General features: G+C 74.1%; 20 protein-coding genes. 10 read left to right on the forward strand and 10 right to left on the reverse strand.

What is annotated here, in order from left to right; all coding sequences use genetic code 11:
• Positions 1-36 precede the first annotated feature (36 nt).
• The 6 genes from G339_RS0116370 to G339_RS36765 form a co-directional block, all read right to left on the reverse strand.
• Positions 37-1,263, reverse strand: coding sequence for a CU044_5270 family protein (locus tag G339_RS0116370; protein WP_019632165.1), 1,227 nt, complete (start codon positions 1,261-1,263; stop codon positions 37-39).
• Entirely contained in the window at positions 1,256-1,840 is a 585-nt protein-coding gene (locus G339_RS0116375; protein ID WP_019632166.1) for an RNA polymerase sigma factor, read from the reverse strand. Before G339_RS0116375 ends, G339_RS0116370 begins: the two co-directional genes overlap by 8 nt.
• Positions 1,841-1,984: 144 nt before the next feature.
• Complete coding sequence (locus tag G339_RS0116380; RefSeq protein ID WP_019632167.1) at positions 1,985-2,638, reverse strand: hypothetical protein; 654 nt, start codon at positions 2,636-2,638, stop codon at positions 1,985-1,987.
• Between the two features lie 162 nt (positions 2,639-2,800).
• Positions 2,801-3,724 (reverse strand): coiled-coil domain-containing protein, encoded by a 924-nt coding sequence (locus G339_RS0116385; RefSeq protein WP_019632168.1) that lies wholly within the window; start codon positions 3,722-3,724, stop codon positions 2,801-2,803.
• 194 nt (positions 3,725-3,918) lie between these two features.
• On the reverse strand, positions 3,919-5,088 hold the full coding sequence (locus tag G339_RS0116390; RefSeq protein WP_019632169.1) for a S8 family peptidase: 1,170 nt from the start codon (positions 5,086-5,088) through the stop codon (positions 3,919-3,921).
• Positions 5,089-5,205: 117 nt separating this feature from the next.
• Entirely contained in the window at positions 5,206-6,816 is a 1,611-nt protein-coding gene (locus G339_RS36765; protein WP_019632170.1) for a serine/threonine protein kinase, read from the reverse strand.
• Between the two features lie 57 nt (positions 6,817-6,873).
• Between G339_RS36765 and G339_RS0116400 the strand changes: the two genes are divergently transcribed.
• Positions 6,874-7,314 carry a sterol carrier family protein gene (locus G339_RS0116400; RefSeq protein WP_019632171.1) on the forward strand — a complete coding sequence of 147 codons (441 nt, stop codon included), beginning with the start codon at positions 6,874-6,876 and terminating at the stop codon, positions 7,312-7,314.
• 139 nt (positions 7,315-7,453) lie between these two features.
• Here the strand turns inward: G339_RS0116400 and G339_RS0116405 are convergent, their stop codons facing one another.
• Positions 7,454-7,831 carry a hypothetical protein gene (locus G339_RS0116405; RefSeq protein ID WP_019632172.1) on the reverse strand — a complete coding sequence of 126 codons (378 nt, stop codon included), beginning with the start codon at positions 7,829-7,831 and terminating at the stop codon, positions 7,454-7,456.
• Between the two features lie 127 nt (positions 7,832-7,958).
• On the opposite strand from G339_RS0116405, the gene purF reads away from it, so the two are divergent.
• From purF to G339_RS0116420, 3 genes are all read left to right on the forward strand, one after another.
• Positions 7,959-9,422, forward strand: coding sequence for an amidophosphoribosyltransferase (gene purF / locus G339_RS0116410; protein ID WP_019632173.1), 1,464 nt, complete (start codon positions 7,959-7,961; stop codon positions 9,420-9,422).
• Positions 9,423-9,442: 20 nt separating this feature from the next.
• Positions 9,443-10,471: a phosphoribosylformylglycinamidine cyclo-ligase gene (gene purM, locus G339_RS0116415; RefSeq protein ID WP_019632174.1), complete on the forward strand. Its 1,029-nt coding sequence runs from the start codon at positions 9,443-9,445 to the stop codon at positions 10,469-10,471.
• A 100-nt stretch (positions 10,472-10,571) separates the two neighbouring features.
• On the forward strand, positions 10,572-11,252 hold the full coding sequence (locus tag G339_RS0116420; protein WP_026341509.1) for a SanA/YdcF family protein: 681 nt from the start codon (positions 10,572-10,574) through the stop codon (positions 11,250-11,252).
• A 147-nt stretch (positions 11,253-11,399) separates the two neighbouring features.
• On the opposite strand, the gene G339_RS0116425 is transcribed toward G339_RS0116420, so the two are convergent.
• Positions 11,400-11,606: a DUF3073 domain-containing protein gene (locus G339_RS0116425; RefSeq protein ID WP_019632176.1), complete on the reverse strand. Its 207-nt coding sequence runs from the start codon at positions 11,604-11,606 to the stop codon at positions 11,400-11,402.
• Between the two features lie 257 nt (positions 11,607-11,863).
• A complete protein-coding gene (locus G339_RS0116430; protein WP_019632177.1) occupies positions 11,864-12,976 on the reverse strand; it encodes a Glu/Leu/Phe/Val family dehydrogenase in 1,113 nt (370 codons plus the stop codon).
• Between the two features lie 122 nt (positions 12,977-13,098).
• Here G339_RS0116430 and G339_RS0116435 point away from each other — a divergent pair, with 122 nt between their 5' ends.
• Both G339_RS0116435 and bldC read left to right on the forward strand, forming a co-directional pair.
• A complete protein-coding gene (locus G339_RS0116435) occupies positions 13,099-13,977 on the forward strand; it encodes a DUF8083 family protein (RefSeq protein WP_019632178.1) in 879 nt (292 codons plus the stop codon).
• Between the two features lie 377 nt (positions 13,978-14,354).
• The gene (gene bldC / locus G339_RS0116440) at positions 14,355-14,558 is read left to right on the forward strand and encodes a developmental transcriptional regulator BldC (protein WP_012850682.1); all 204 of its coding nucleotides are present in this window, start codon (positions 14,355-14,357) and stop codon (positions 14,556-14,558) included.
• Positions 14,559-15,095: 537 nt separating this feature from the next.
• Here bldC and G339_RS0116445 read toward each other — a convergent pair.
• On the reverse strand, positions 15,096-15,833 hold the full coding sequence (locus tag G339_RS0116445; protein WP_019632179.1) for a TetR/AcrR family transcriptional regulator: 738 nt from the start codon (positions 15,831-15,833) through the stop codon (positions 15,096-15,098).
• Positions 15,834-16,147: 314 nt separating this feature from the next.
• Between G339_RS0116445 and G339_RS0116450 the strand changes: the two genes are divergently transcribed.
• From G339_RS0116450 to G339_RS0116465, 4 genes are all read left to right on the forward strand, one after another.
• Positions 16,148-17,263: a LacI family DNA-binding transcriptional regulator gene (locus tag G339_RS0116450; protein WP_084693271.1), complete on the forward strand. Its 1,116-nt coding sequence runs from the start codon at positions 16,148-16,150 to the stop codon at positions 17,261-17,263.
• Between the two features lie 186 nt (positions 17,264-17,449).
• The gene (locus G339_RS0116455) at positions 17,450-17,698 is read left to right on the forward strand and encodes a hypothetical protein (RefSeq protein WP_026341511.1); all 249 of its coding nucleotides are present in this window, start codon (positions 17,450-17,452) and stop codon (positions 17,696-17,698) included.
• A 62-nt stretch (positions 17,699-17,760) separates the two neighbouring features.
• Positions 17,761-18,615 (forward strand): N-acetylmuramoyl-L-alanine amidase, encoded by an 855-nt coding sequence (locus G339_RS0116460; protein WP_240489829.1) that lies wholly within the window; start codon positions 17,761-17,763, stop codon positions 18,613-18,615.
• Positions 18,616-18,644: 29 nt separating this feature from the next.
• Positions 18,645-20,153 (forward strand): DUF7059 domain-containing protein, encoded by a 1,509-nt coding sequence (locus G339_RS0116465; RefSeq protein ID WP_019632183.1) that lies wholly within the window; start codon positions 18,645-18,647, stop codon positions 20,151-20,153.
• Positions 20,154-20,290: the final 137 nt, after the last annotated feature.

Below are 20,290 nucleotides of genomic sequence, written 5' to 3' on the forward strand. Positions count from 1 at the left end.
CGTCCCCGGATTCGGGAACGGTCCTCGCGTCTGGGATCAGTTGGCGGGGCCGCGGTCCGTCCACTCGGCGACCTCGTAGACCTCGTAGTCCACGATCTCGCCGGGCTTGTGGAAGCGGTCGGGCACGTCCGACACGCGCAGCACGCGGTGCTGGCCCCGGTCCCCGGACGGCAGCGGCAGCGAGCCGTGCGGCGGCGTCACCACCAGGTCGCGGACGGCCAGCAGCAGTCCGCGCTTCGGGTCGATGATCCACTGCCGCCGGTAGGTCCCCAGCCGCTTCGGCGCGGTGTAGAGGCCGAGCGGGACGGTCGACGCCACCGGCAGCGAGATCACGTTGCCCGGCCGCCCGGTCGGGTCCTTCGCCGTGCCCTCGGCGCGGACGCCCGGCAGCCCGGCGAGCATCCGGAACGCGGCCGCGCGGATCTTCGGCGGCGTCGGCGCGTCCGACAGCAGCGTCCCGGCGACCTCGCTCAGCGCCCGCGCGCGCTCGGCCCCCGCCAGCTCGCGCATCGGGCGCTCCGGACCGTCCGGGGACGCGGCGCGCCAGTGGCCCTTCAGGTCGAGCAGGGCGTCCTTGAGCTTGCCGGGGTCGGTGGGCAGGTCGCTGATCTGGGCGACGGTCAGGCCGAAGAACCGCACGTCGTCGTCCGGCGGCATCGGCTGGAGCCGCTCGTTGTCGCCCATGAAGATGAACGTCTTGCTGCCGTCGGCGTCCGGGTTCGGGATGTAGACGCGGTTCGGCGACCCGGCCGCGCGCCACTTCGCGGCGTCGGCGGGCTGCCACGGGTACCCGACCGGCCCGAGGCGGCGCTGGGACGAGGCCCCGGCGCGGGTCGTCCAGCTTTCGAGGACCTGCCGCGAGTCCACCATGTAGTGGTCGGTCTTCGTGCCGACGCCGTTGATCTCGCCGGAGATCCGCTTGGTGTGCCAGTAGGTCCCCGCGGGGGCGTTCTCCGCGCTCGTCGCGGCGACGAGCAGCGCGTCGCCGGGCGCGACCGGGCCACCCACGGCCGGGCCGCCCGCCACCGGCGCGTGCGGCGTCGGCGCGCCGCCGTCGCCCGTCAGCGCGACGGCCGCGAGCGCGCCCGCCGCGACGGCCGTCGCCGTCACCGCGCTGACGAGCGGCACGCGGAAACCGGGCCGCGCGCGGCGCGTCCGGCGCGCGGGCTCCGCCCAGCGTCCGGCGCGCATCCGCAGCCGCTCGGGGCTCTCCTGCTTCGCGAGCGCCGTCCGCATCCCGCGCAGGGCGTCGAGTTCATCCATCGTTCTTCTCCTCGGGGAGGGCGCGGCGCAGCTTGGCGCGCGACCGGTGAATCCTGGCCTTGACGGTGCCGAGCGGCACGTCCAGCGTGGCCGCGATCTCGGCGTGGGAAAGCCCGCCCCACGCGTGCAGCAGCAGCGCGTCGCGGTCCTGGGCGCGCATTCCGGCGAGCGCCCGCGCGAGTTTCGGGCCGAGCGCGGCGGCCGCGGCCCGCGCGCTGGCGACCTCCGCGACGCCGTCCTCGGCGGGGTCGGTCCCCGTCCGGGCGAACGCCCGGTACATGCGGGTCTCCTGGCGGCGGTGGCGGGCGATGAGGTTGCTCGCGATGCCCCACAGCCAGGCCCCGAACTCGCTCCGGCCGTCGAACCGCTCGCGGCGGCGGAACGCGACGGCGAACGTCTCCGCGACGACGTCCTCGGCGAGCGGGTCCCCGAGGCGGCGGCGGATGTAGGCGTGCAGGCGGGGGGCGTGGCGGCGGAACAGCTCGCCGAACGCCTCGGGGTCCTCGCGGGAGGCGGCGACGAGTTCCGCGTCGTCGAGCGCGTCTCCCCGCGGGTTCACCGCTGCGGTCGCGGCCACAAGCTTCTCTTCCTCGGCAACGGCTGGCTCCTTCGGACTGGGGGAAGCTGACACCCGTCTCTCTCCCGAAGCGGCCCGGGCGGTTGCACCCGAAATGGAAACCGCCCCCGGCGGTCGTGCCGGGGGCGGTTCTTCGGCGGAGAATCAGGAGGTCGTGGCGGTGATCCGGATCGCCGGGGAGACCTTCAGCTCGGTGTTGAACGTGATGGATTCGCCCTCGGTCTTGAGCAGCGTCGGGCATCCGTTCGGGCCGTTGGCGTTGACCGACAGCTTCGCGGTGCCCGTCGTGTACTTGAGGGTCTGGGTGTCGTTGGCGTAGGTCGCGTTCGTCTTGGAGACGGCGAAGCTGCAGTTCTGCGAGATGATGACGAGGCCGTTGCCCCAGGTGGAGCCCTCGATCGACAGCGTCGCCGTCTTGGTGGCCGCGTTGTAGGACCTGCCGACGACGCTGACGTTCTCGGAGACGAACGTCCCGCTGAGGACCGTCGCGCTCGCGCCGCCCGGCCCGACGCAGTTGATCCCCTGCCGCGACGTCAGCGCGGCCAGCGCCCACCCGGCGGGCGGGGTGGCGGACGTCATCGAGCCCCACTCCTTGAGCGAGTCGCACGAGACGAGGGTCTGCCCGGCCGCGTTCTTCAGCGTCAGCGGGCCGGTGGAGGTCGCGGTGAACTTGTCGTCGGCGGACGGGTTGTAGGTGGTCCACGTCGTCGTCGCCGCGTGGGCGGGAAGGGCCGCGACCGCCGCGAGGGCGACGGGGGCGGCGGCGAGGGCGAGGGTGCGGGGGAGCAGCCGGGACATGGGCGGTTGACCTCCTAGAGCCCGTACGAGACGGGCTTGCGGGGAACGATCCACGAAGCGGCATGAAGGTAACCGTTACACAACGACAAGATCAAGGATCTTCATCGAAAAAGCTGACCCCGGTCGCTCCGCGTCACCGCGCGCCCGGCCCGCCGCCCAGGGTCAGAAGACCGAGATGTGGACGTGGTCGTAATGGTTCGCGGTGATCCCGCCGCGGTTCTCCATTCCCCGCCAGCCGGGGCTGCGCATGTCGTAGATGCGCTGCTGCCAGATCACGTACTTGATGCCGAGGGAACTGGCGTGCGCGATGGCGTACGCGGCGACCTGGTCGCCGTTCGCCTTGCGCGCGGCGGTCGGCATGACGCCGCCGCTGCTCTCCATGAAATCGCAGGCGCGGCCCGTCCCGTGGTCCTGCGGGTCGCCCGGACGGGTGCAGCCGATCGTCGGGAACGGCCCGAACTCGGCGTCGATGACCTGCTTGACGTGCATCATCCGCGGCGTGACGCCGCCCATTCCGACGCTCGGCGACTGCGGCTTGTACTTCTTCACCAACTGCCGAATTCGCGTCTTCTGCTTTTTCAGATCCTCGATCTCCTGCTGGAGGTCCTTGATCTTCTGCTGCGATTCCTTGCGCGCTTTCTCCTGCTCGTCGATCAGCTTCTGCGTCTGCTCGACCTTCGCGGCCTGGTTGCGCGCGACGTGCTGCGCGAGGCTCGCGGTGTTGAGGAAGTTCGACGGGTCGTCGGACGACAGGGCCGTCAGCGCCGGGTCCGTGCCGCCCGTCATGTACTGGTTCGCGGCGAGCTGGGCGACGAGCCGCTGCGCCTCGTCGAGCTGCTTCTTGAGCCCGTCGGCGTTCTTCATCGCCTTCTGGACGCCGTACTGGGCGTCCTTCAGCTTCGCGAGGTCGCCGCCGTACTCGCGGTCGAGCTTGTTGATCTGCTTGTTGAGCTGGGCGAGCTTGGCGGAGTCGCCCGGGTCGGCCTCGGCGGACGGCACCGCGCCCGCGACCGGGAGCGCGACGGCCGCCGCGGCGGCGAGCGCCAGGGCCGCGCGGCGGGCGCGGGCGGAGCTGCGGGACTCCACGGGGGCGTCTCCTCTCCTCGGGATCGCGGCGGCGGCGCCGGTCCGGGGCGGGCGCGCCGCGCGCGCCCGCCCCGGTCACCGGGCCGGTCAGGGCATGAACGCTAACGAACCGGAACGAACCGCTCGGGCCAAGGGTAGCCGCCGCGGGCTCCGCGACGGCCCGTCCCCGGCACCGGGCATCCTACGGGAGGCCGTCAGAGGCCGGCCTTGTAGAGCAGCCGGTTCGGGGCGCCCTTCGGGAGCCGCCCGACGGCCTTCTTGGTGGAGTTGTCGTTCAGCCACTTCTGGACCTGCGGGAAGGTCGCCGTCCTGTGGCCCGCCAGGTACAGCGCCGCGACGCCCGCCACGTACGGGGACGCCATCGACGTGCCGCTCTCGGCGGCCTGGCGGTTGCCCGGCCACGTCGAGGTGATCCCGTAGCCCGGCGCGTTGATGTCGACGCACTTGCCGTAGTTGGAGAACGCGGCGCGGTTGTCGTAGATCGTCGTCGCGCCGACCGCCATCACCCAGCCCGCGCTGGCGGGCGAGTACTTGCAGGCGTCCTTGCCGTCGTTGCCCGCGGCGACCGTCACGAACACCTTCGACTTGGACAGGTTCTCCAGCGCCGTGTTCACCGCGGTGGACTTCGCGCCGCCGAGCGACAGGTTCGCGACGGCGGGCTTGGCGGCGTTCGTCTTCAGCCAGTTCGCGGCCTCGACGATGTCGGACATGTAGCCCTCGCCGTCGCAGTCCAGGACGCGCAGCGCCTTCAGCTTGACGCCCTTCGCGACGCCGTAGGTCTTCGAGCCGAGGATGCCCGCGACGTGCGTGCCGTGGCCGTTGCAGTCCGCGCCGTCGCCGTAGAACCGGGACGCCGTCCACGCGATGGACGCGCGTCCGCCGAAGTCCTTGTGCTTGACGTCGATACCGGTGTCGATGACGTAGGCGTTCACGCCGCTACCGGTGGACTTGTACGTGTACTTCTTGTCGCGCTTCTTGCTGCGCTGGTCGATGCGGTCGAGACCCCAGGGGAGCGGGGCCTTCTGCGTCGTGTCGATGTGGACGAGCTGGTCCTGCTCGATCGCCGCGACCGAGCTGTCGTGCCGCAGCTTGTCGAGCTGGCGCGCGTTCAGCTTGGCGACGAAGCCGTTGAGGACGCCGCCGAGGTGCCGCGTCCCCGTCGCGCTGACGCGGGCGGCGGCCGTCTTCGGCGACGCCCCGCCCCGCATGGTGACGATGTACTGCCCCGGCACCGGCCGTCCCTGCGCCGCCGTCACCGCGACGAGGTCGTCGTTCCCGGCGGCGAGGACGGGCACCGTCGCAACGGTGCTCGCGACGGCCGCGATCGAGCCGATGATCAGCAGCCTTCGGGGGGTGGGCCGCACTGGGCCTCCTTCGGTCGTGAACGGACCCGGTCGGGGTCCGCGGACGTGATCGTTGATCGACCGAGGGGCACACTAATGGAACTCGCGACAACTAGTCGGACATTTGGTTAGAAGTCGCTATTTGGTACGAGTGAGGCGGCCCTGATACCCGACCGGGCGGCCGTCCTCGCTGCGGCTCCACGAGTACTGCAGCGTCCCGTCCGCCTGCCGCGCCACCTGGATGTGGCCGGGCGTGCAGGGCTTGCCGATGTCCAGGCGCATCTGGAGGGTGCTGCCCGTGCCGCGCGTCAACGACAGCGTTCCCGCGCAGCCTTCCTTGGGATAGGCGGCGCGGGCCGTCTTGTCGCCCTCCTGGAACGTGACCTGGACGGGGAACGAGCCGCCGTTGGTCTCGTTCACGACCGTGCCGGTCCACGTCCCGGCGAACGCGCCGGGGATCGCGGACACCGGGCGGCCGTCGGCGACGTTCGCCGGGTCGCCGGTGGACCCGCCGTCGTCGCTGAACCTCGGCCAGAGCACCAGCGTGATGATCACGATGCCGACGAGCACGCCGACGCCGACCGACAGCGCGAGGCCCAGCACCCGGCCGCCGCTCTCGGGCTCGTCCGGGACGGCGGGCAGCACGGCGGTGCCCGAGTCGGTGCGGTCGCCGCCCGCGCGCGAGAGGCCGGGGATCAGCGCGGTCCCGTCGTCGTCCGGCTCGGACGGCGGCACGGAGATCATCGCGGTCGCCTGCGCGTCCTCCCCCACCGCCGGCGTCGGCACGGTCACCGGCGCGGGCGGGGCGGGGGCGGGGGCGGGCGCGGCGAGCGCCGGAGCGGCCGGGGCGGGAACGGGCACGGCGGGCGGCGTGCCGCCCATCGGCGACGGCAGGCCCGCGAGGGCGCGGGCCTCGGCGGCGAGCGGCGCGGGGAGGCGGGCGGCGAGAGCGCCGTCGTCGAGCAGGCGTTCGAGGACGCGCGCGGCGGTCGGCCGGTCGGCGGGGGACTTGGCGAGCGCGTCCGCCACCACGCCGCGCAGCGGCTCGGGCAGCGGCGCGAGGTCCGGGTCGTCGTACAGGACGCGCTGCGCCGTCTCCGCGGGCGGTCCCGCGCCGAACGGCGGCGCGCCCGCCGCCGCGAACAGCAGCGTCGCGCCCCACCCGAACACGTCCGCGGGCGCCCCGGCCCCCGCGCCGCCGAGCTGCTCGGGCGCCTGGTAGCCGGACGTCCCCTCGGGCACCGCCCCGACCGCCTCCAGCGCGCCCCGCAGCGCGACGTCGGTGACGCGCGGCCCGTCCGGCCCGAGCAGGACGTTCGCGGGCCGGAAGTCGTGGTGGACGGCCCCGGCGCGGTGGACGGCGGCCAGCGCGACGGCCGTCCCCACCGCGAGCCGCTCCAGCACCGCCGGGCCGCGCGGCCCCTCGTCGGCGACGAGCGCCGCCAGCGACGGCCCGTCCACGAACTCCCCGACGACGTAGGCGCGGTCGCCCTCGGTGCCCGCCGCCAGGATCTCGGCCGCGCAGAACCCCGACACCCGCCGCGCCGCCGCGAACGCCCCGGCGAACCGCGCGCCCGCCACCGGCCGGCCGTCCAGGGGGACGTGCAGCAGCTTGACCGCGACCGGCCGGCCGTCCCCGGCGCGTCCGGCGAACACCGCGCCGTGCTCCCCGACGCCGATCCTGCCGGTGATCGCGTACCCGCCGAGCGTGCGCGGATCGCCGGGCTGCAGCGGCAGCGCCTCGGGCATCTGACCAACCTCCGTGTCGTGGTGCGGGGGAGCGGGGCGGCGGGTACGGTCGGGCCGATGCCTCGACGACCGCTCACCCGCGCCGCCCTGGACGAGCAGCGCGCCGGCCTCGGCCTCCCGCCGTACGCGGGGCCCGACGAGACCCCCGCGCTGCGCCGCGCCGCGCTGGACACGGTGCTGGCCGCCCGCGCCGCCGGGGCCGCGCCGTCCCGGCCGGTGCTGACCGGCGCCGTCCGGTTCCTGCTCGACGAACTGGCGGCCCGCGCGCCGGGACGGTCCGTCGAGGTCCGGGTGCCGCCGCACGCGGCCGTGCAGTGCGTCGCAGGGCCGCACCATACCCGCGGAACGCCGCCCAACGTGGTCGAGATGTCGGCCGAAACGTGGATTTCTCTGGCGATCGGCGACATGACCTGGGCGGACGCGCTGGCCGCCCACGCGGTCGCGGCGAGCGGCCCCCGCGCCGATCTCTCGGCCCAGCTCCCGCTGCTGCCGTCCTGACGCGCCCGTCCGGCCGCGGCCGAGTTATCCACAGCCTCCGGCGCGGTTTTGGCGGGGCGTGACGGGCGGTGAGGGTGGTCCCGAGGCCGCGCCCGGACCGGGCGCGGCACCGGACAAAGGGGTCAAAGTGATGTTTGTCTCACGTTCCGGGGGCGGACGTGTCGCGGATGAAGGGGAACTCCCGCTGCACGCAGCGTTCGCGCGCCTCCGGGTCGCGGTCGCCGCACTTGGCCGCCTTGCCCAGCAGCAGCGCCAGCAGCACCCCGCCGATCACCAGCGCCGCCGCCGAGCAGGCGACCCCGGCCAGCGCCGCCCGCCGCCGTCCGCCGCCCCGCCGCAGCGCGACGGCCCCGAGGACGAGCCCCACCGCGGCCGGGAGCAGCCCGAGCAGGCACGCGGACAACCCCGCCAGGCCGACGATCCCGAGCGTCAGCGCCGCCGTCGCGAGCGGGTCGCGCTGCGGCGCCCCCGGCGGCGTGTACGTGCGGTAGCCCGGCTGCTGGCCCGGCTTGGCCATGCGTCCCTCCCCCTGTCGGCCACCAGGGTCGCGCGCACGGTTCCCAAGCCGAGATATTCCCAGGTAAAGGTCTGTTCACGAGCCGCGCCGAGCGGAGCAGCGAGACCCGCCATCTACACTGGCGGGCGTGCCTCTCCGCGATGGACGACTGAGCCACGACCTCGACCCCTCCGACCGCGCCCCCCAGGACGCCTGCGGCGTCTTCGGCGTCTGGGTCCCCCCGGAGCACGCAGGCCGTGCCGAGGTCGGCAAGCTCGCCTACTTCGGCCTCTACGCGCTCCAGCACCGGGGCCAGGAGTCCGCCGGGATCTCCGTCAGCGACGGTGCCCGCATCGTCGTCTACAAGGACATGGGACTCGTCCCCCAGGTCTTCGACGAGTCCGTCCTGTCCACGCTGCGCGGCCACCTGGCCGTCGGCCACTGCCGCTACTCCACCACCGGCTCGCCCACCTGGGAGAACGCCCAGCCGACGTTCCGCTCCACCGGCACGGGCGGCCTCGCGCTCGCCCACAACGGCAACCTGATCAACACCCCCGAGCTCGCGGCCCGCCTCGCCCCCGGCGAGCGCGCCTCGACGGCGGCGACGTCCGACACCGACGTCCTCACCGCGCTGCTGGCCACCCGCGAGGGCGGCACGATGGCGGCGGCCCGGGAGATCCTGCCCGTCACGCGCGGCGCGTTCTCGCTGGTCTTCATGGACGAGGGCACGCTGTACGCCGCCCGCGACCCCGAGGGCATCCGCCCGCTCGTCCTCGGGCAGTGGGAGGACACCGGCTGGGTCGTCGCGTCCGAGACGGCGGCGCTGGACATCGTCGGCGCGCGGTTCGTCCGGGAGATCGAGCCCGGCGAGCTGGTCGCGATCGACGGCGACGGCGTCCGCGCCGAGCGGTTCGCCGACGCGCGCCCGAAGGGCTGCCTGTTCGAGTACGTGTACCTCGCGCGCCCCGACACCACCATCGCGGGCCGCAGCGTGCAGGCCACCCGCGTCGAGGTCGGCCGCCGGCTCGCGCTGGAGCACCCCGTCGAGGCCGACATGGTCATCCCGACGCCCGAGTCCGGCACGCCCGCCGCGATCGGGTACGCCGAGGCGTCCGGCATCCCCTACGGCCAGGGCCTGGTGAAGAACTCCTACGTCGGCCGGACGTTCATCCAGCCGTCGCAGACCATCCGGCAGCTCGGCATCCGGCTGAAGCTCAACCCGCTGCGCGAGGCGATCGAGGGCAAGCGGCTCGTCGTCGTGGACGACTCCATCGTCCGCGGCAACACCCAGCGCCAGGTCGTCGCGCTGCTGCGCGAGGCGGGCGCGGCGGAGGTCCACGTCCGGATCTCCAGCCCGCCGGTGTCGTGGCCGTGCTTCTACGGCATCGACTTCGCCACCCGCGCCGAGCTGATCGCCGGGCGGCTCGACGTCGCGGGCATCCGCGACTCGATCAACGCCGACTCCCTCGGGTTCATCTCGCTCGACGAGCTGATCGCCGCGTCCCGCATCCCGAAGGACCGGCTGTGCCGGGCGTGCTTCGACGGGGAGTACCCGATCCCCGTCGAGGAGAGCGCGCGCGGCAAGCACCTCCTGGAGCCGTCCCGGCCGTGACCGAGCACGAGAGGGAACCGATGAGCACCTCCTACGCGGCGGCGGGCGTGGACATCGCCGCGGGCGAACGCGCCGTCGAGCTGATGAAGGCGCGCGTCGCCAGGTCGCGGCGACCCGAGGTCGTGGACGACGCCAGCGGGTTCGCGGGCCTGTTCGACGCGTCCGCGCTGCTGAAGTACCGGCGGCCGCTGCTGGCCACGTCGACGGACGGCGTCGGCACCAAGGTGGACCTGGCCCGCCGCCTCGGGATCTACGACACGGTCGGGCACGACCTGGTCGGCATGGTCGTCGACGACCTCGCGGTCTGCGGGGCCGAGCCGCTGTTCATGACGGACTACGTCGCGTGCGGGAAGGTCGTCCCCGAGCGGATCGCCGACATCGTCGGCGGCATCGCGGACGGCTGCGCGCTGGCGGGCTGCGCGCTCGTCGGCGGCGAGACCGCCGAGCACCCCGGGCTGCTGGAGCCGGACGAGTTCGACATCGCGGGCGCCGCGACGGGCGTCGTGGAGGCCGACGACATCCTCGGGCCCGACCGGGTGCGCCCCGGCGACGTCGTGCTGGCGATGGCGTCGTCCGGCATCCACTCCAACGGGTACTCGCTCGTCCGCCACGTCCTGGCGACCACGGACCTGACGCTGGAGTCCGCGCCCGCCGAGCTGTCCCGCACCCTCGGCGAGGAACTGCTCACCCCGACGCGGATCTACGCCCGCGACTGCCTCGCGCTGGCGGCGGCGGGCGGCGTCCGCGCCTTCGCGCACATCACCGGCGGCGGCCTCGCCGCGAACCTCGCGCGCTCCCTGCCCCCGACCGCCGACGCCGTGCTGCGCCGCGACTCCTGGACGGTCCCGCCGCTGTTCGAGGTCCTGCGCGCGGCGGGCGGCGTCCCCGCCGCCGAGATGGACAAGACGTTCAACCTCGGCGTCGGCATGGCCGCGATCGTCGCCCCCGACGCCGCCGACGCGGCCCTGCGCCTCCTGGCCGCCCGCGACGTCCCCGCCTGGCCCCTCGGCGAGATCACCGAGGGCACCGGCACCGCGACCCTCGTCTGACCCCGCGCCGCGCGGCCGACCTCACGCGGGTGCGCGCGGTCCTTCGGCTGGCGGCGGGGTGAACCCGGGTGGGCGTTTCGGGCGTCTCATCGGTGTGACGATGTCCTGGGCACGGATGTGGTGGGCTCGCGTGCGGCGGATGCGGGGGCCGCTGGCGGTCGCCGTGGCGCTCGGCGGGTACGCGCTCGCCGCGCCGGTCGGGTGGGCGTACGCGGACACGGCCGGGCGGCGGCTGTCGCCCGCGACGGTCCCCGCGACGCCCGTGGGGCTCGTGCTCGGCGCGGGGATCAGGGACGGGGTCCCGTCGCAGCTCCTCGCCCGGCGGCTCGACCTGGCCGTTGATCTGTGGCGGCGCGGCAAGGTCCGCGTCCTGCTGGTGTCCGGGGACAACCGCACGCCCGACTACGACGAGCCGACGGTCATGCGCGACTACCTCGCCGCGCACGGCGTCCCGGCGGACAAGGTCGTCCGGGACTTCGCGGGCCTGGACACCTGGGACTCCTGCGCGCGGGCGCGGCGGATCTTCGGCGTCCGGCGGCTCACCGTGATCACGCAGGACTTCCACCTGCCGCGCGCCGTCGCGCTGTGCCGCGCGGCGGGCCTGGACGCCTGGGGCGTCGGCGACGCGAGCCTGGCCGCCCGCCCCGACGCGACCCTCACCGGCTACGCCCGCGAACCGCTCGCGATGATCAAAGCCCTGAACAGCCTCGTCCGCCGACCCGACCCGACCCTCCTGGGCCACCCGGAGAACGGCGTCGACACGGCCCTCGCCACCCGCTGACCCGGCGCCGGTACCCGGCAGCGTCGGCGCGCATCGAGATCCCGCGCGGGTCGCGGCCGGGGGTCGGGTGGGTTCAGGCCGCCGGAAACACGAACGCCACCGCCCGGACCGAGGTCCCGGGCAGTGGCGTCATCGCATGTCGCCTGATCAGCGACCGGTCGTGCCGTCCCTACGCTCGTCGTAGTCGTCGGCGTAGTCCGCGTATTTCTCAGCGAGCTCGTCGTAGGAGTCGTCGCCCTGGGAGTCGTTCACTCCCAGCTCGCTCTTCAGGCGGTCGAGGTCCGTTCCGCCGCTGTTGTACTTGAGCTGGCGGGCAACCTTCACCTGCTTGGCCTTGGCTCGGCCGCGACCCATTGGCTCGACCCCCTCGATGGTCAGGGCTTTCGTGGGCCCATCAACGCGCGCGTGTACCACACGAACCGGTGCCTGATGAGCCATGCGTCAGTCACGGGTACAACCGTACCCGTTTTGCGCCCGGCTCGGTACATCGTCGGTACGTGGCGGAAGGCTCGTTACGGAGACGGCACCAGTGTATCGCGTGGTCACCGGCGTCTCTTGGCGGCCCCGTTACCACTCCGTACCCTGGGGCACAAGCAGTCGCCCGCGGCGCGTCAGTCCCGGAGGTACAGCCCGCGCAGCCGCCCCACCTCCGCCATGCGCCGCTCGGCGATCCGGTCGGCGGCGACGGCGGGCGGGACGCCCTCGTCGGCCGCCAGCGCGAAGATCCGGCGGGTGGTGTCGAAGATCCCGGTGGCGCGTTCGCGGGCGCGCTCGAAGTCGAACCCGCCGATCTCGTCCGCGACCTGGATGACGCCGCCGGAGTTGACCACGTAGTCGGGGGCGTACAGGACGTCCCGGTCCGCGAGCTGCTTCTCCACGCCGGGGTGCGCGAGCTGGTTGTTGGCGGCCCCGCAGACGATCTCCGCGCCGAGCAACGCGATCGTCGCCTCGTCGAGCGCGCCGCCGAGCGCGCACGGCGCGTACACGTCCAGGCCGGACGCGAGCAGCGCGGCCTTGTCCGCGACCGCGCCGACCTCGGGGTGGACCTCGCGGACGCGGTCGACGGCCCGCTCGCTGACGTCGCACACGACGACCTCCGCGCCGTCCTCCCGCAGGTGCTCCACGAGCCGCCGCCCGACCTTCCCGACGCCCTCGACGCCGACCCGCCGCCCGCGCAGCGTCGGCGAGCCCCACCGCGCCTCGGCGGCGGCGCGCATGCCCTGGAAGACGCCGAAGGCGGTCAGGACGGACGAGTCGCCCGCGCCGCCGTGCGCGACGGTGCGGCCGGTGACGTACCGGGACTCGCGCGCGACGACGTCCATGTCCTCGCTGAACGTGCCGACGTCGCACGCCGTGTAGTAGCGCCCGCCCAGCGACTGGACGAAGCGGCCGTAGGCGCGCAGCAGCGCCTCGGACTTGTCCGTCGCGGGATCGCCGATGATCACGGCCTTGCCGCCGCCGTGGTCGAGGCCCGCGACGGCGTTCTTGTACGACATCCCGCGCGCGAGGTTGAGCACGTCCGCGAGGGCGTCGTCCTCGGAGGCGTAGGGGTAGAAGCGCGTCCCGCCGAGGGCCGGCCCGAGCGCGGTCGAGTGGATCGCGACGATGGCGCGCAGGCCGCTCTGCTCGTCCTGGCAGAAGACGACCTGCTCGTGCGCTCCGAACCGGGACGGGACGGTGGGGCCGGATTCCTTGTGGGACGACCCGCCGAAGACTGTAGGCACGGTGGTGCCCTCCTCTCTGTCCTTGAGATCAGCCTACGGCGGGCGCGCCGCGCCCCGCGAGGCCGCGCCGCCGTCTCCGCGCGGTGCGGAGATGCGGGCTTCGCCGGGAGTCTCGTGCCACGATGCGGGGTGTGCTTCCGTACGCCGCCTACCTTCGGGTTTACGAGCCGGTGACCGCGTTCCCGGAGCCGGAGCGGACGGTCTGGACGGCGTACGCCGAGTCCCGGCGGCGGCCGCGCCGGTCCGGGGCGCTCGCGGCCGAGCAGCGGGAGGCGCTGCTGCGCCTGCTGGAGCCGCGCGCCGTCCCGGAGCGGGAGAGCCGGGACGCCTACGTCCGGCGCGGCGGCGACATGATCTACGTCGCGCCGTGGGGGACGCGGCTGCGCTGCTGGCTGGCGTCCGCGCGGCTGGCCGGGCAGGCCCCGGCGGCGGTCGCGGACGCGGTGCCGCCCGCCGCCGTCGAGCGGGCGCGGGACGGGCTGGCGCGCTGGCGCGGCGCGGGCCGCCCGGTGGAGCCGCACATCCTGTCGAGCACGTGGCGGGTGCCGGGCGAGTGGCTGGTGCCGTTCCGCCCGGACGAGCGGTCGCTGGTGCTGCCGCCGGACGGCGCGGCCGGGCCGGAACCGGCCGCGGCGACGGCCGCGCCCGCGCGGGCGCTGGTCTACGCGACGACGCTGGCGGCGGGCCGCCGCCGGATCGCCGAGGCGCTGCCGGTCGTCGCGGCGGCGGGCGGGGACGGGCCGCTGCCGGTGGCGTGCGGCGCGCTGGAGGCGCTCGACCGGTGGCTGGCCGGTTTCCACCCGGATTCGCTGGTGGAACTCGACTACGGTGGGCTGGTCCACCTGCTGGACGACCGGGCGCTGGCGGCGGACGCGTCCGTCGCGGAGCTGGCGGTGGCGGTGACGGCGCTGCGCCGGGGCGAGCGGGAGCTGGCCGTCGCGGCGGGTGAGCGGCTGCGCGAGCGGTGGCGGCGCGTGCGGGCGCTGGAGTCGGCGAACTGACGGGCGGTTGACCGGTCCGCTGACACGCTCCGCGACCGCCGGTGAACTTTTCGCGCGACGATCCCGCAGGTGGACGGCCCTGTGGCTAGGGCGTACTGAACAAATTTCCCGAATCCCTGCGCGATACGACTATACGTGTCACTAGAATCACTCAGCGTGACCCAGTGGCCACGGACCGGACGGCTCCGGCGGCGGCGGACTCCCGTGAGAGCGGGGATGTTCCATGCCGTTAGGTACTTGCTTGTTGCGGTGAGTGGTGGCAAGGTTACACGTTGTGATGTCATAGTGGCTCTTTCGGGCCATAGGGGACATCAGTGACCGCGCGAGGATCAATCGCAGGATCGCTGTCATCGGTCCACGAAGGAGAGGCCGCACACATGTCAGCACGTACGCCAGAGGCCGAGCCCCTGCTGACGCCCGCCGAGGTGGCGACGATGTTCCGCGTCGACCCCAAGACCGTCACCCGGTGGGCCAAGGCCGGCAAGCTCACGTCCATTCGCACGCTGGGGGGACACCGGCGTTACCGCGAGGCGGAAGTGCGGGCGCTGCTGGCGGGCATCCCGCAGCAGCGTTCGGAGTGACGCACTCCGGTCGGCGGGCGCGGCAACCGCTCGCCGGACACGCCCGGTAGTTCATCGGGGGGCGGCCGGGAGGCCGTCGCACCACCTCGCGTGCGCTGTGCGTGCGGGGCGCGGTGCCCGAGCCTCGCGGAGGTCCGGGACCACGATCGTCCGAGAATCGCGGTCCCGGGTCGCCTGCCCCCCGGTGCGGAGTCCCGTTCGCGGCGGCGCACGTCCCGTCCCGTCCCCCTCGGGGGCGGCGGCGGTCCGGGCGTGCGAACGGGACTCGTCGCGTTCTCGCGCGGGACGCGGTCGCGCGACGGGCGCATGCGTGGGTATGGCGGACGCGGTCGCGCGGCGGATGCACAGGCGCGACGGCACGCGGTCGCACGAAGAGTTCAGCAGGACACCAGGCAGGGTCAGGCCGTAACGGAACGCTGCACTCGGGTACCGCCGCGCTCCGTGCGCTCAGGTGCCCCTCAAGTCAGGACGCGCTCGGACGCGGGCCGCGTTCGGGCACCCCGATCATGCCGGGACGTGCTCGGCCGCCGGGCAGGGTCAGGCCGAGGCGGGTTCGGGGCCGCCGGCGAGTTCCTCGCGGGCGAGGCGGTCGAACAGCACCGCGATCGTCGGCTCGTGGTGCCCGGCGACGTCCAGCAGCACGACGAGCTGGTCGACCAGCAGCCGTTCGAGCTGCGGCCGGTCCAGGTCGCGGTTCTCCAGCCAGTCCAGCCCGGCGGTCTCCACCGACGCCATCCACGACCGCAGCGTGATCCGCAGGATCGGCGGCGCGGCGTCGATGTCGAGGGCGTGCAGGATGCGTCCGAGCAGCAGGTTGCGGATGCTGTCCACGATCTCGCCGACCTCGCCGGAGCGGTCGGCGGGGCCGCCGCGCAGCAGCGCGGTGAACCCGGCGGCGTGGCGTTCCACGAAGTCGAAGTAGCGTTCCAGGGAGACGCGCAGCCGGTCCAGCGGGCTGCCCTCGGTCGGCGGTTCGAGCAGGACCGCGAGCTGCTTGGCGGCGCTGCCGAGCGCCGCGATGTAGAGCTCCTGCTTGCCGCCGAAGTAGTGGTAGACGAGCGCGCGGGACGCGCCCGCGGCGGCGGCGACGTCGTCGATCGAGATGTCCTCGGGCGAGCGCGAGCTGAAGAGCTGCAGCGCCGCCTCGATCAGCTCGTCGCGGCGCTCGTCGACGGTGAGCCGCCGGCGGCCGCGGCCGCCGCCCCGCCGGGGGCGGTCCGGCGCCGTGCCGGAACCGCCGGATGCCTGACCCGTCGCCGTCGCGTGATCTCCCACCCGGGCAGCGTATCCGAGGCAGCATGACGGATCGACGCGCGATCCCGTGCGGCATCGGCGTTTTTCGGACGGCCCCGCGGGCGGCGTTCCGGGCGTCGTCCCAGCTTGTGCGGGAAGTCCGATCTGTTGTGATCCGGGACACCACAGGCCCGAACTGGTATTGACGTCCGCCCGTTACTCCCTGTTGCGACCATTTGGGAGCGCGGGCGGGCATCATGGCATCTCCTCCCGAGTGAGGAAGGTGCGCCGACCCCGCCCCCGCGGGCTTGGAGCGCCGTCGCGGCAGGTCCTGCAGGCTCCCCGGACGGAGTGCCATGTCAGTTGCTGGTGAAGGTAGTTCCACGCGCAAGGGAACGTCCCAGGCGGGGGATGTCGTGGTGCCCGCGCCGCGGTCCCCGGAGGGCAGACCGGGACCGTCGGCCAAACCTCCCGCGCCCAAACCGACGATCCGGAACGTCGCGGAGCGGGCGGGCGTGTCCAAGTCGCTGGTGTCGCTGGTGATGCGCGGCTCGCCGCACGTCAGCGAGCGCCGCCGCGAGGCGGTCCTGCAGGCCGCGCGGGAACTCGGGTACCGGCCGAACGCGGTCGCGCGCAGTCTCGTGGAGGGGCGGACGCGGCTCATCGGCGCGATCGTCGCCGACCTCCACAACCCGTTCTTCGCCGAGTTCCTCGACGGGCTGCAGGAGAGCCTGCACGGCGAGGGGCTGCGGATGCTCGTCGGCAGCGGCCGGTGGGACCCGCTGTTCGAGGCCGAGGCCGTCGAGGCGTTCCTGGAGATGCGGGTGGACGGGCTCGTGCTGCTGAGCGTCGTGCCGTCCTCGCTGAGCGAGGCCGCGGCGAGCGTGCCGGTGGTCGTCGTCGGCGAACGCGACGTCCACGGGGTGGACATCGTCGTGGACGACGACGAGCTGGGCGCGGCCCTCGCCGTCGACCACCTCGTGGAACTCGGGCACCGCCGGATCGCGCACATCGAGGGCGTCCGGTCCACGACCGCGCGGTACCGGCGCAGCGGGTACGAGAAGGCGATGCGGCGGCACGGGCTGGAGGACCAGATCCGCGTCGTCCCCGGCGACTTCACCGAGGACGGCGGGTACCGGGCGGCCAAGGCGCTGCTGGACACCGACCCCGCGACGCGGCCCACCGCGATCTTCGCGCCGAACGACCTCGTCGCGACCGGCGCGCTGTCGGCGGCGGACGAGCTGGAACTCGGCGTCCCCCGGGACGTGTCGATCATCGGGTACGACAACACCCATCTCGCGGCGATCCGGCACATCTCGCTGACGAGCGTCGACCAGCCGCGCCGCGACATGGGCAAGGTCGCGGCGGAACTCCTCACCGCGCGCATCGGCGACCCGTCGCGGCCCGCGCGGCAGAACCTCGTCGTGCCGCATCTCGTCGTCCGCGCGACGACGGGACCGGTCCCGGTCTGAGCCCCGGGTAACGGACGGACCAAGTCCGTTCCCGTTCTGTCCCTTCCGCGCGGCGCGGCGGCGTGCCCCGGGTGGTCAATGGGGCCAAGGATTCGGCGGTCGTGCCCGAAGACGAGTCCGCCCGCGCGGCGGGCCGGTTCTCGGGCGCGGTCGCCGGGAGGAACGGGCAGCGTGGGGGGTTCGGTCGTGCGTGATCCCGAATTGGCGTCGTGCGCGCGCAGCGCGGCGGGCGAGCTGGAGCGGGCCTGGGCGGAGTGGCGGCGCGCGTGCGGGCTGGCGGGGGAGGACGCGGAGTCCGTGGCGAGCTACGTCGCGCACTCGACGGACCATCCGTGGGGGCGGCCGCGCGTCGTGCTCGGGCTGAACGCGGCGGAGGCGCGCGCGCTCGCGGCGCTGCTCGCCCGCGCGGACGCGGCGGCGGACGGCCGCGTTTGACGTACCGCCGCACGGGTGCAGACTGTCAGGGTCGTAACGATCACATCACGGGAGCGCGGCCTGTGCGATTCCACCGAGCACGCCTGACGACGGGCGGCCCCGCCGCCGCCTGCGTGACGCTCTGCCTGGCGTTCCTCGCGGCGTGCGGCGGTGACGACGAGGGCGGCGGGGGCACCGCGTCGGCCACGCCGCCGACCGCGTCGCAGCCGGGCTCGCCGGGCGCCGCGACCTCGCCGAGCGCGTCGCCGCGCGGCGGGCGGCCGCTGGCGGGCAAGGTGGTCGTCATCGACCCGGGCCACAACGGCGGGAACGCGACGCACACCGCCGAGATCAACCGGCAGGTGAACGTCGGGAACGGCCACAAGGAGTGCGACACCACCGGCACCGCGACGAACGCGGGGTACGACGAGTCGGCGTTCACGCTGGACGTGTCCAAGCGCCTGCGCGACATCCTCGTCGCCCAGGGCGCGACGGTGAAGATGACGCGGCAGGACAACAAGGGCTGGGGCCCGTGCGTCAACCAGCGCGCCGCCATCGGCAACCAGGCGCGGGCGGACGCGGCGATCTCCATCCACGGGGACGGCGCGGCCGCGTCCGGGCACGGGTTCCACATCATCGAGCCCGCGCCGGTCGCCGGGCACAACACCGCGATCGTCGGGCCGTCGGCGAAGCTGGCCCGCGCGCTGCGCGACGCGTACCGGCAGGGCACCGGCATCCCGTACGCGAACTACATCGCGGACCAGGGCATCGACAGGCGCGGCGACCTCGGCGGGCTGAACCTGTCGACGGTGCCGAAGGTGTTCATCGAGTGCGGCAACATGCGCAACGCCGGGGACGCCGCGAAGATGACGAGCGCGGCGTTCCGGCAGCGGATGGCCGAGGCGCTGGCGAAGGGCTTCGACGCGTACCTGCGCTGACCGCGCGGCGGGTCCGGCAGGATGGGCGGATGCCCGACGAGCCGCGCGTTCCCGTCCTCGATCCCGCTGTCGCCGCCGCCCTGGAGCGGGTGCGCGCCGCGTTCGCCGCGGCCGACTACACGGTGGGCGGGGTGCGCGGGCTGCTCGGCGCGGTGGCGGGCGGGGCGCTGGCGCGGGACGAGATCGTTCCGGCGTTGCGGGCCACCGGGGGCGGGTCGCCGCTGGAGGTCTTCACGCGGTTGTTCTGGTTGCAGGTGCCCGTTCCGGTGGACGCTGTTCCGGCGTGCGATCTCGCGGCGGCCGGGCTCGCCGTCGCGGACGGCGGGGAGCTGCGGCCGTTGCTGCACGTCGAGCCGCTGGAGTCGGTGACGGGTTCGGGGCATGCCGGATGGGTCGTTTCGGATCTCAAGGTGCGGCCCGGTTCCGGACGTCCGGTCTCGGCGGACCACGTGGTCGGGGCGGGCGGCGCGTCCGCGAGCCTGGCGCGGCTCGTCGTCCACAGTCCTGTGGACAACGTCCTCGATCTCGGGACGGGGTGCGGGGTGCAGGCGCTGCACGTCGCGGACCCGGCGGTCGGGCGGCGGCCGGGGCGGATCACCGCGACGGACGTGCATCCGCGCGCGCTGCGGCTCGCCGCGCTCAGCTTCGCGCTGTCGGGGCTGGCCGGGGTCGAGCTGGCGGAGGGGTCGCTGTTCGAGCCGGTGGAGGATCGGCGGTTCGATCTGATCGTGTCGAACCCGCCGTTCGTCGTCGCGCCGCCTGGCGGGCAGCGCCGGACGTACCGGGAATCCGGTCTGCCGGGGGACGAGTTCTGTCGTCGGCTGGTGGTCTCCGCGCGCGACCGTTTGACGGACGGTGGGTACTGTCACCTGCTCGCGAACTGGCTGGATGTGGCCGGTGAAGGGTGGCGGGAGCGCGTCGGCGGGTGGGCGGCGGAGTCCGGGTGCGACGCGTGGATCGTGCAGCGGGACGTCCAGGACCCGGCGGAGTACGCGGAGCTGTGGCTGCGGGACTCGGTCGAGGCGGGCGCGCCCGGTTACGCGGAGCGGTACGAGGCGTGGCTGGCGGACTTCGAGCGGCGGAAGGTGGCCGGGATCGGGTTCGGGTGGATCACGCTGCGGCGGCGGGACGGGGGTGTTCCGGTGGTGCGCGTCGAGGAGTTGCGGCACGCGGTGGACGAGCCCGTGGGGGCGTATGTGGACGGCGTCCTGTCCGGTCTCGTGGCTGCTCCGGAGTTTTCCACAGGCTGGGGAAAACTTCGGCTCGCGGACGGCGTCGTGCAGGAGCAGGTCGGGCCGCCCGGCGCGGCCGATCCCGAGCGGATTCTGCTGCGGCAGACGCGCGGACTGCGGCGCGTCGCGGGCGTCGGGACCGTCGAGGCGGCGCTGGCGGGCGTCTGCGACGGGACGCTGCCGCCGGAACCGCTCCTGGACGCCATCGCGCAACTGCTCGCCCTGGACCCGTCCCAGGTCCGCGCCCACGCCGCCGCCGTCCTCCCGGAACTGATCGCGGACGGCTTCTTCACCGTCGTCCCGTAGCCGCCCTCCGAAACCGGCCGGCGCGCGGTCGGGGTTCCGCTACGGCAGGCCGCTCACCAAGACCGGCGTGTACCGGTCGGTCGTGGTGCCGTCGCCGAACCGTTCTCACCCCGCGCGGCGACCGTCCCATCGGCGGG

Origin of the sequence: Actinomadura atramentaria DSM 43919, assembly GCF_000381885.1 — a bacterium.
In the GTDB taxonomy this organism is placed as follows: Bacteria; Actinomycetota; Actinomycetes; order Streptosporangiales; family Streptosporangiaceae; genus Spirillospora; species Spirillospora atramentaria.

Bases quoted from the DNA above. Each gene is read 5' to 3' on its own strand.
- G339_RS0116370 (WP_019632165.1), bottom strand. From the start codon at position 1,263: ATGGATGAACTCGACGCCCTGCGCGGGATGCGGACGGCGCTCGCGAAG.
- G339_RS0116380 (WP_019632167.1), bottom strand. From the start codon at position 2,638: ATGTCCCGGCTGCTCCCCCGCACCCTCGCCCTCGCCGCCGCCCCCGTC.
- G339_RS36765 (WP_019632170.1), bottom strand. From the start codon at position 6,816: ATGCCCGAGGCGCTGCCGCTGCAGCCCGGCGATCCGCGCACGCTCGGC.
- G339_RS0116400 (WP_019632171.1), top strand. From the start codon at position 6,874: ATGCCTCGACGACCGCTCACCCGCGCCGCCCTGGACGAGCAGCGCGCC.
- G339_RS0116405 (WP_019632172.1), bottom strand. From the start codon at position 7,831: ATGGCCAAGCCGGGCCAGCAGCCGGGCTACCGCACGTACACGCCGCCG.
- purM (WP_019632174.1), top strand. From the start codon at position 9,443: ATGAGCACCTCCTACGCGGCGGCGGGCGTGGACATCGCCGCGGGCGAA.
- G339_RS0116420 (WP_026341509.1), top strand. From the start codon at position 10,572: ATGTCCTGGGCACGGATGTGGTGGGCTCGCGTGCGGCGGATGCGGGGG.
- G339_RS0116425 (WP_019632176.1), bottom strand. From the start codon at position 11,606: ATGGGTCGCGGCCGAGCCAAGGCCAAGCAGGTGAAGGTTGCCCGCCAG.
- G339_RS0116435 (WP_019632178.1), top strand. From the start codon at position 13,099: ATGCGGGGTGTGCTTCCGTACGCCGCCTACCTTCGGGTTTACGAGCCG.
- bldC (WP_012850682.1), top strand. From the start codon at position 14,355: ATGTCAGCACGTACGCCAGAGGCCGAGCCCCTGCTGACGCCCGCCGAG.
- G339_RS0116450 (WP_084693271.1), top strand. From the start codon at position 16,148: ATGTCAGTTGCTGGTGAAGGTAGTTCCACGCGCAAGGGAACGTCCCAG.
- G339_RS0116465 (WP_019632183.1), top strand. From the start codon at position 18,645: ATGCCCGACGAGCCGCGCGTTCCCGTCCTCGATCCCGCTGTCGCCGCC.